2 pseudogenes are annotated in these 330 nt (G+C 39.7%); both read right to left on the bottom strand.

Annotated features, from left to right (window positions below):
• A pseudogene (locus FH871_RS35345) lies at positions 1–137 on the bottom strand (3-oxoacyl-ACP synthase); the annotation flags it as partial.
• Positions 137–330 (bottom strand): annotated as a pseudogene (locus tag FH871_RS35350) (MarR family transcriptional regulator); the annotation flags it as partial. The pseudogenes FH871_RS35345 and FH871_RS35350, both read right to left, overlap by 1 nt.

Raw genomic sequence — 330 nt, forward strand, 5'->3', positions numbered from 1 at the left:
CTGATGCGCCTCTCTTTGATACCAGTCCGACTGGAAATCCACTCATCACTGGTATCCATAATCTTAGACAAGTCATCATTGGTGACAATTTGTTCTGGTACATAGCAGGCTGTTTGACTAATTTTTGCAAAAGCCATTATTTCAACTCCTCAAGGAATTGATAGAGTTTATGTAAGCCTCGTTCTAGGGTCTTAACTTCCATCTCATCCATCCCTTCTGTAATTCGCGTTACCATATTTTTATGAAAACGATTATGTAAACGATAAATCAGGCGGCCTTTTTTAGTTAAGTTCAAATGAACAACTCGGCGGTCAACCTTTGAACGATGCC

This window comes from Larkinella sp. C7, from assembly GCF_006149005.1.
Taxonomy (GTDB): Bacteria; Bacteroidota; Bacteroidia; order Cytophagales; family Spirosomataceae; genus Larkinella.